Origin of the sequence: Paraburkholderia sp. BCC1885 (assembly GCF_900996235.1) — a bacterium.
Taxonomy (GTDB): Bacteria; Pseudomonadota; Gammaproteobacteria; order Burkholderiales; family Burkholderiaceae; genus Paraburkholderia.
In genome coordinates, this window is sequence record NZ_CAAJGM010000252.1 from 249,716 (window position 1) to 257,797 (window position 8,082).

7 protein-coding genes and 2 pseudogenes are annotated in these 8,082 nt (G+C 55.3%); 4 read left to right on the forward strand and 5 right to left on the reverse strand.

The features are described from left to right. Positions 1 to 19: 19 nt before the first annotated feature. Together FQ755_RS33310 and FQ755_RS33315 are read right to left on the reverse strand one after the other, a co-directional pair. Positions 20 to 1,162, reverse strand: a complete 1,143-nt coding sequence (locus FQ755_RS33310) for a fumarylacetoacetate hydrolase family protein (RefSeq protein WP_144161441.1) — start codon at positions 1,160 to 1,162, stop codon at positions 20 to 22. A gap of 74 nt (positions 1,163 to 1,236) precedes the next feature. Then, positions 1,237 to 1,920, reverse strand: coding sequence for an RraA family protein (locus FQ755_RS33315; protein WP_222105817.1), 684 nt, complete (start codon positions 1,918 to 1,920; stop codon positions 1,237 to 1,239). Positions 1,921 to 2,031: 111 nt separating this feature from the next. Between FQ755_RS33315 and FQ755_RS33320 the strand changes: the two genes are divergently transcribed. Next, positions 2,032 to 2,850 (forward strand): IclR family transcriptional regulator, encoded by an 819-nt coding sequence (locus tag FQ755_RS33320; RefSeq protein WP_144161444.1) that lies wholly within the window; start codon positions 2,032 to 2,034, stop codon positions 2,848 to 2,850. On the opposite strand, the gene FQ755_RS33325 is transcribed toward FQ755_RS33320, so the two are convergent. Next, positions 2,847 to 4,280, reverse strand: coding sequence for an FAD-binding oxidoreductase (locus tag FQ755_RS33325; protein WP_144161446.1), 1,434 nt, complete (start codon positions 4,278 to 4,280; stop codon positions 2,847 to 2,849). The two genes, FQ755_RS33320 and FQ755_RS33325, sit on opposite strands and share 4 nt — an antisense overlap. Before the next feature lie 304 nt (positions 4,281 to 4,584). On the opposite strand from FQ755_RS33325, the gene FQ755_RS33330 reads away from it, so the two are divergent. The 3 genes and pseudogenes from FQ755_RS33330 to FQ755_RS38490 form a co-directional block, all read left to right on the forward strand. Continuing rightward, positions 4,585 to 4,971: a RidA family protein gene (locus tag FQ755_RS33330; protein WP_144161449.1), complete on the forward strand. Its 387-nt coding sequence runs from the start codon at positions 4,585 to 4,587 to the stop codon at positions 4,969 to 4,971. Positions 4,972 to 5,061: 90 nt separating this feature from the next. Next, complete coding sequence (locus tag FQ755_RS33335) at positions 5,062 to 6,306, forward strand: D-amino acid dehydrogenase (protein WP_144161452.1); 1,245 nt, start codon at positions 5,062 to 5,064, stop codon at positions 6,304 to 6,306. A 164-nt stretch (positions 6,307 to 6,470) separates the two neighbouring features. Beyond that, a pseudogene (locus tag FQ755_RS38490) lies at positions 6,471 to 6,896 on the forward strand (transposase); the annotation flags it as partial. Between the two features lie 37 nt (positions 6,897 to 6,933). Here FQ755_RS38490 and FQ755_RS33345 read toward each other — a convergent pair. Beyond that, a pseudogene (locus FQ755_RS33345) lies at positions 6,934 to 7,173 on the reverse strand (transposase domain-containing protein); the annotation flags it as partial. 88 nt (positions 7,174 to 7,261) lie between these two features. Beyond that, positions 7,262 to 7,816: a tyrosine-type recombinase/integrase gene (locus tag FQ755_RS33350; RefSeq protein WP_260858993.1), complete on the reverse strand. Its 555-nt coding sequence runs from the start codon at positions 7,814 to 7,816 to the stop codon at positions 7,262 to 7,264. Positions 7,817 to 8,082 lie beyond the last annotated feature (266 nt).

Genomic DNA, 8,082 nt, shown 5'->3' on the forward strand with positions numbered 1-8,082 from the left:
TGAGCGCTCCGCCTTCGGACTACAACAAGCTTCTTTTGGCAAGATTGCGCATAAGGTGCGATACCCCGAAGCTCCACTCCGGGCAGTCTGTCGACAGGCGAACTTCGTTAGACAGTTCGCCAAGTTGCGTGCTCGATATCGTCACACGGTCGCCGATCCTGTGCGTGAACCCCTGACCTGACGTATCGCGGTCCTGAGTTGGAGCAAACATGGTTCCCAGAAACAGTGCGAAACCATCCGGATATTGGTGGTGTGTTCCGATTGCCTGTGCCACGAGGTCTGCTGGGTCCCGACTAATCTCGCGCATTGAGCTTCTACCTTCGAGCACAAACCCGTCTACACCTTCGACAAGAAGATCAAGATTGGCGCTACGCACGTCGTCCATACCGTAGCTTGAATCGAACAGCCTGATGAAAGGGCCAATCGCGCACGACGCGTTGTTGTCCTTCGCCTTTCCGAGAAGAAGCGCGGATCGTCCTTCTACGTCGCGAAGGTTGACATCATTTCCTAACGCCGCGCCTGCTACCCGCCCGCGGCTATCGACGAGCAGAACAAGTTCCGGCTCTGGATTGTTCCAGACTGACTTTGGGTGAATCCCAATAGCGGCGTAGTTACCAACCGCCGACATTGGCTGCGACTTCGTGAATAATTCCGCGTCCGGGCCGATACCCACCTCGAGATACTGCGACCACATGCCGGCCCGCAACAATGCGGCTTTTACTTCTGTAGCCTGCTCTGAACCCGGAACAATGTTGGAAAGTCCATCTCCAATGATCTCCTGCACTTGCTCGCGAACTGCCGACGCCATTCTGGGATCACCAGCCGCCTTCTCCTCGATCACTCGTTCGATCATGGAGCGCGCGAATGTCACACCGCAGGCTTTGATCGCCTGAAGATCAGTCGGTGCCAGAAGACACGATTGCTCCGTGCGACTCAGTGGTGACTCGGCGAAGTCAACAAGCCGGTCAATCAAATGTCCGGCGTGCGATCTTGCGTATTCGGCCGGGTCCTCGAGTTCCAGCAGATCACGCATGGTTGGTGTCTCACGTGATGTTATGTCGCGCAACTCATCATCGACAACCACAACGAGCACTGGACCGCCAGCCTGTTGCGACCATACGCGCCCGACGAATGTACCCTGATTGAACGAATCAACTTTCATGTCTTCCCCCACCGCTCCACTCTCTTCCCAGACGTGTTTCTACGACAAGATGTCCCCACGAGGCGTTGCGCAGCTCAAAGGACGTGATATTTCTGGTACGCCTCGAAGAGGCCGGATCCGTTCTTCACAGCATCGCGAAACTGGTCTTCGCGTCCAGCTTTTGCCATAACATCCTTTAGCACCTCATCTGCAATCCGAGCGGGAACAATAGCGACTCCATCACGATCAGCCACAACAATGTCACCCGGCCGAATCGACACGCCGTCGATCTCGACAACGACATCGTAAGCCACGACTTTCTGTCGGTTGAAGCTGTCGTAGGGCGACAGATAGCGGGAATACACCGGAAACCGCATTGCTTCGATTTGCGCCACGTCGCGCACTCCACCGTCCGTCACGATACCCACTGCGTGTCGCCTGACGGCGGCAGTCGTCAGAAGCTCGCCCCAAATGCCTGAACGGTAGGAGTCGCCAGTGGCGCACACGATGAAGTCATCCTCCTGAACGCTGTCCACACCCTTCAATTCCAGTTCATAAGTGTCCGGATCGTCATGCGCGAAGTCCATCCACAGGAATGTTTTTGCACGACCAAGCGTAACGCCTTGCGAAGTGCGGGGAATGATTCCCGGCTTCAGCGCCTGCTGCTTCAAACCCTTCCCGTCCATCACGTCCAGTACAAGCGCTACACCGAGCCGGTCGGCTACATGTTTCCAATCGGCAATCGCCGCCACGGGGGTTGCTGAGGTAGTTTGGTTCACGCCAGAGTCCTTAAAGAGTTTTTTTCAAAAACGATGAGACCGAATCACGACCCCACGCAACCAAGTAGACCAGACCCAATTTTTCGCGTAAATGGACTATAGTTTCGTGACATGAAACAATTTTTGAGTGTGGCGAAAATGACTGGTGTAGAAAAAGAGCCTGGCGGCGCCTATATAGTTGGACCGGTCTGGAAGGCCATGAAAGTTCTGGCGTTCGTGGCTGAAAGCGGTCGCGTCGTCTCACTGACTGAAGTGGCGGAAGCACTGCATCTGCCAAAGACGACGGCCTTTAGATATCTTCATACCTTGAGCGCATCGACATTTCTCGAACATCACGTTAATGAAGACCGCTACGAGATAGGTGCCCGCTTCAGGGCGCTTGCGCGCACAGACAGTAGCCTCCACCGGCTTCGCGAAGTTTCGCTGCCGATCATGAGGCAGTTGCTGGAACAGTTCAACGAAACGATCAATCTTGCAATCGAATCCGGCGGAGAGATGATCTACATTGAAGTTATCGAGTCCACCCGTACCCTACGGATTGGCGCACGGATTGGCACCCGCGAGCCCATGCATACGACGGCGCTCGGCAAAGCGTTTCTTGCGTATATGGAGGAATCGGCGCGCGAAACCGTGTTCCGTTCCGGACTCGCTGCCCGCACCCATCGCTCGTTGCGAGACGTACGGATTCTGAAGCGTCAACTGGAGAGCGTGAGACAGCTTGGATTTGCGGTAGAGACCGGCGAAAATGAAGATGGAGCACTGTGCGTCGGCGTGCCAATCCTGGACGATCTTAACCACCCTATCGGTGCGTTGAGTTTGTCTGCGCCGGAGCGCCGGCAGGCCGCGGATCTGGTCGATCGTGCGACGCAAGCCCTGGTCAAGGCCGGCAAGACGATCACACGCCAGATGCACGAGGCACTACCTGTCTAGTTGCTTTTCGGCAAGATCCGGCCAGGACTCAGAATTGCCCTGGAATCAAAGAAGCTCTTGAATTCAGCCATGATTTCGAGGTCGACGGGTGACATGCGCTGCATGAAAGCACTCTGCTTCGCAATTCCCACCCCATGCTCCGCACTTATCGAGCCATCAAGTCCGTCCACAACTTCGAAGATCATTGCCTCGCAAGCATGCAGGTAATCCGCAAGATCACCTTCACCAACGGAACGTGGCGGCAGTACGTTGTAGTGGATATTCCCATCACCGATATGTCCGTACGGAAGCCGGATAGCGCCATGGAAGTGCTGCTCCAGCAGCGCATCGGTTTCGATGATGAATTCAGCAAGCTTCGAAATCGGAACGGACACGTCCGTCCTCAAATGTTGACCATAATGCGGCTCGGCTTCCACCATGGCCTCCCGGATCGCCCAGAACTCGCTCGACTGCCTTGCGCTGGTGGCTATTGCGACATCCAAAATTCCGTTGTTCTCGAGCTCTTTCATCAAGAAGTTTTGCGTCAATGTGTTGAGATCGAGATCGCCACTCGCTTGCACTTCCAACAGAACATGGTACGCAGCAGCGTTTCCGACGGGTGCCCTTAAGTCTGTACGGAATGAGGTCGCGAGTTCCAGACCTGACGCAGGTATCAATTCGAAGGCCGACAGCAGATCGCAAAGCTCGGTTCGGGCGCGCACGTAGAAACGCAAAGCATCATCCACTGTACTGAGTGCTGCAAACGCCGTAACGGTATGTCTCGGCATCGGAAATAGCTTCAGTACAGCCGCCGTGATGACTCCAAGCGTGCCCTCTGAGCCAACAAATAGCTGTTTGATGTCGTAACCGAGATTATTTTTTCTGAGAGCCTGCAACCCGTTGAAGACCCTGCCGTCTGGTAAAACTGCCTCGAGCCCCAGCACCAGGTCGCGCATCATTCCATATCGGAGAACATTCAAGCCTCCAGCATTGGTCGCAATGTTCCCTCCAATCTGGCACGTCCCCTTCGCGCCCAATGTCAGTGGGAAAAGACGATCAACTGATGCGGCCGCCTCATGTACGTCCTGAAGAATGCAACCGGCCTCGACCGTGATCGTGAAATTGGCTATATCCACCGAACGGATCGTATTCAATCGTTCAAGACTCAGAATCACTTCCTGCCCGGTAGCAGACGGCGTAGCAGCACCCACCAGACCGGTGTGACCGCCCTGCGGAACAACCGCAATGCCTCTTTCATAGCAAAAGGAGAGCATCTTCGATACGTCACGCGTCGACCGCGGTCGCAGTACAAGCGCGGCCCGACCCGCGTGGTCACCTGTCCAGTCCCGCTCATAACGTGCCATCGTTCCAGCGCTATCCAGATATAGATCAGGATTAAGCATGGCTTTCAGGTCCGTTATTGCATCAGCGCACGCGGTTAAATTTTTCACAGATCAATCCTCCTGCCCAGGTAGATTCCGAGCGAATCCCGGGATCCGTTGCAATCGCCTATCCCAGCGCTCGCTCGCCGCCGTCGCTCGACATCACTGCATCGTATATTTCATGCGGCGACGTTACTAGACGATTTTTTTTCGTGTGGCGAAACACCCTGGCGTATCGGGCCACATATTGCTCTGGTAACTTTATTCAGCTTGCCAAATCAATCGGTCTCGCCCATCGCAGAGAATTTGCATCAAGCGAGCCCTCAACACGTCGGCGACCGATCCGGCATAACTTTATCTTCAAGGAAACGCTATGCGACACATCATAGAAACTGGTATCCCCAAGGCAAACGCTCCCCTCGAACTGGCGGCCATCGCCAACAACATTCTTTATGCCTGCTGCGTCCCGACGTTACCGGACGGAACAGTCGAAACGTCAAGCTTCGTTGCACAGGTTGAGCGCACGATGCTCAACCTTAAACAGACCGTCGAAGCGGCTGGTGCAACGATGGACGACGTATTTCAAGTGCAGATTTTCTTGACCGACAAGAAGTACTTCCCGGAACTGAACGATGCCTACGGAAAATTCTTCAGAGCACCTTATCCAGTTAGAGCAACGCTGATCAATGGTTTGATCGTACCGGGTGCGGACATTGAAATCCTGGCTCAGGCCGATGTGAGCCGCGCCACCAAGCGATAATGGCGTAACTTCGAATCCGCGGGAACAGTCGCAACCTTGCGGTCTGTTCATTCCTGCGAGATCTGATCAACGTAGAAACTGGCGTAGCTGATGAGAATAGCAATTCTGGGTGGTGGGATTGTAGGCGTCACCACTGCGTACTTCCTGGCGAAAGCCGGCGTCCAGGTTACCGTGATTGAACGTAATCCTGGTGTTGCGATGCAAACGAGCTTCGCCAACGCCGGATTGATCTCCCCCGGACACTCTTACACGTGGGCTTCACCGCAAGCCCCAGCCATCCTCGCGAAATCGCTGTTTTACAAGGATCAAGCGCTTAAGCTCAAACTGGTACCTGACTGGCGAATGTACGCATGGTGCCTCAAGTTCATTCAGAACTGCACCGCAGCCAAGGCAAGAACAAACACTTCGAGAAAAGCTCGCCTTTCGCTCTATTCCCAGTCGATCATCCAGGAAGTGACGGGACGCGAGAAACTCGAATATGATCGCGTCTCGAAGGGATTGCTATACCTTCATCGTGAGGACACGTCGCTGCAACGCGCGATCCGGAATATGGGTGTTCTGGAGGACAACGGCGTTCCGCTACGGGTCCTCTCTCCTGCTGAAGTGGGTCAGTACGAGCCTGCACTGACTGACTATACGAAGCATATATCTGGAGCACTGTACTGCCCAAGCGATGAGAGTGGCGACGCTCGCGTCTTCACCAAGGCCATGTACGAATGTTGCGTAGCGATGGGCGTTCGCTTCATGTTCGATACGGTTGCAACCAATGCGTCAGTGGAGGGTGACCGGATCAAGTTTATTCAGACATGCAAAGGACCGATAGACGCCGACCGGTTTGTATTCGCTATGGGGTGCGACACGTCGAGATTTGCGAGAAAATTGGGCTACCGGCTGCCCATTTACCCTGTCAAGGGTTATTCGGTCACATTCCCGATACTAGACCCCGAGCGAGCTCCGGATGTCGGAGGTCTGGACGAGCATCACCTCATCGCATGGGCACGATTTGGGTCCACCTTGCGTGTGACAGGAACGGCAGAATTCGCCGGTTACGATACAACGCATAAGCCATCTGATTTTTCCCATATGATTGATGTGGCGAAGTTGATGTTCCCTGACGCGATCGATTTCACAAGGCCGAGCTACTGGGCGGGACTGCGCCCAATGACACCAGACGGAACCCCCATTCTAGGGCCATCGCGACACAAGAACCTGTTCTTTAACGCCGGCCACGGCCATTTGGGGTGGACGTGGTCGTGCGGGACGGCACGCATTGTCAGCGACCTCATCATCGGTAAAACTCCCGAGGTTAGCCTTGATGGGCTTACATTGCGATGATGTTTAGACTTACGCTGTCTGCCGTTGGCCAGTATCGAAAAGGCGACTATGACGGATCAGCTAAGACTCGCTAACAAAACCTGTCATCCCTAAGCGAGAGGCGCACGTCTGATGTTGGATGACGAAGCAGAATCAGCGACGAATTGTGAAAAACGCTTGAGCTATTGCTGCCTAAACGGCCATATCCAGCAAAAGGCGGACGTCCCCGAATAGAAGGCAGGGCGGCATTGAACAGCATCCTGTTCGTGCTGCGCATCGGCATCCCGCAGGAGGATTTGCCGCAACAAACGGGCTTCCGCAATGGCAATGACGTGCTGGCGTCACCTGCGGGACTGGCAGAACGGAGTGAATGGAAGCGCCTGCACTGGCGCGATTGCACGATTGTACGATTGTACGATTGCGTAAATATGATGCCATCGACTGGAGCCGTGTGAACATCCATGGAGGGAGACGTCGCCGACCCCAGGGGAGCGAACAGACAGCGCCAAACCCGACCGACCGGGGCAAGTTAGGCAGCAAGCGGTATATAGCGGTAGACCGTCAAGGCATCCGGTTGGCGCTCGTGGCGACAAGCACCAAGACACGACTCGAAGGGTAAGCGCCCGGCAAAGTCAGGGGTGAGCTCAATCAGGGGACAGGTGGTACCCAGTTATGCGGAAGCAATTCGGCGATCTTATCGGCCCGCTGTGTCGGCAGTCGCGTGAGGACGTCTTTCAGATATGCGTATGGGTCGTGCCCATTGAGCTGAGCGGAACGCACCAGACTCATGATGGCAGCGGCTCGTTGACCAGCGCGTAGGGAACCTGCAAATAACCAGTTCGCCCTTCCGATCGCCCAGGGTCCGATCAGGTTTTCGACTCGGTTATGCCGACTTCCGGATTATGCCGCGTCATGATTCCACGGGCGCAGCAGTTGGGCGGATCCCTGTTCCGCGTCGCCCGGATTGTCGGCATTATTAAAGACCCTCCAGGAAGGCCAGCAAGGAGTCGGGAGGTTTGTAACGCGTCGGTGCAACTCCGCTCGCATTGGCATGCGCCATTGCGCGTTCCTTAAGCCGCATGTCGGCGTGCAAGTAGATCTGGGTCGTCTCCGATGATTCGTGGCCGAGCCAGAGCGCGATCACGGACAGGTCTACGCCGTGATGTAAAAGGCTCATCGCGGCCCCGTGTCGAAGCGTGTGGGGAGTTACTGACTTGTCCTTCAGCGAGGGGCACGAGTGGTAAGCGATCGCGACGTTGCGCGACACAAGCCGCTGAAGTGCGTCTGCGCTAAGACGGCCACCGCGCGAACTGGGGAAGATCGGATCATCGGATTCGCCAGGTTGATAGCGTAGCCATGCTTTCAACACCGCGACGACGTCCGGTCGTAGCGGTGTGCATCGCATCTTGCGTTCATGCAAATATTTGCATGACAACAAAATGCGACTTTGCCCAATCTGGGCACAGACTGCCAAGCTGCTCCAGCACCTTGCAAGCACGGAACCAAACGATGGCAATTGTGAAAGCGTCATGTTTCGCAATGCTCGGGGCGGCAAGCTAACACGATTTGGTGTCCGATATCTATTGCATAAATATGTCGTTGCCGCAGCTACAGACGTAAGCGGCTCGGCCCGACCGTTTCGCCATGCTGACTTTTCCAAAGCATGATGAGCGCGTTCAGATCAACGGAGCCAGTCAGCCATGTCGAACGCAGGGGGCGCAGCCCATCCCCGTCGCACGTACGCGCGAAAATTCAAGCAGCAGGTGATCAGAGAGACGTTGGTGCCTGGCATGTCGG

Bases quoted from the DNA above. Each gene is read 5' to 3' on its own strand.
- FQ755_RS33310 (WP_144161441.1), bottom strand. From the start codon at position 1,162: ATGAAAGTTGATTCGTTCAATCAGGGTACATTCGTCGGGCGCGTATGG.
- FQ755_RS33320 (WP_144161444.1), top strand. From the start codon at position 2,032: ATGAAACAATTTTTGAGTGTGGCGAAAATGACTGGTGTAGAAAAAGAG.
- FQ755_RS33330 (WP_144161449.1), top strand. From the start codon at position 4,585: ATGCGACACATCATAGAAACTGGTATCCCCAAGGCAAACGCTCCCCTC.
- FQ755_RS33335 (WP_144161452.1), top strand. From the start codon at position 5,062: ATGAGAATAGCAATTCTGGGTGGTGGGATTGTAGGCGTCACCACTGCG.
- FQ755_RS33350 (WP_260858993.1), bottom strand. From the start codon at position 7,816: ATGACGCTTTCACAATTGCCATCGTTTGGTTCCGTGCTTGCAAGGTGC.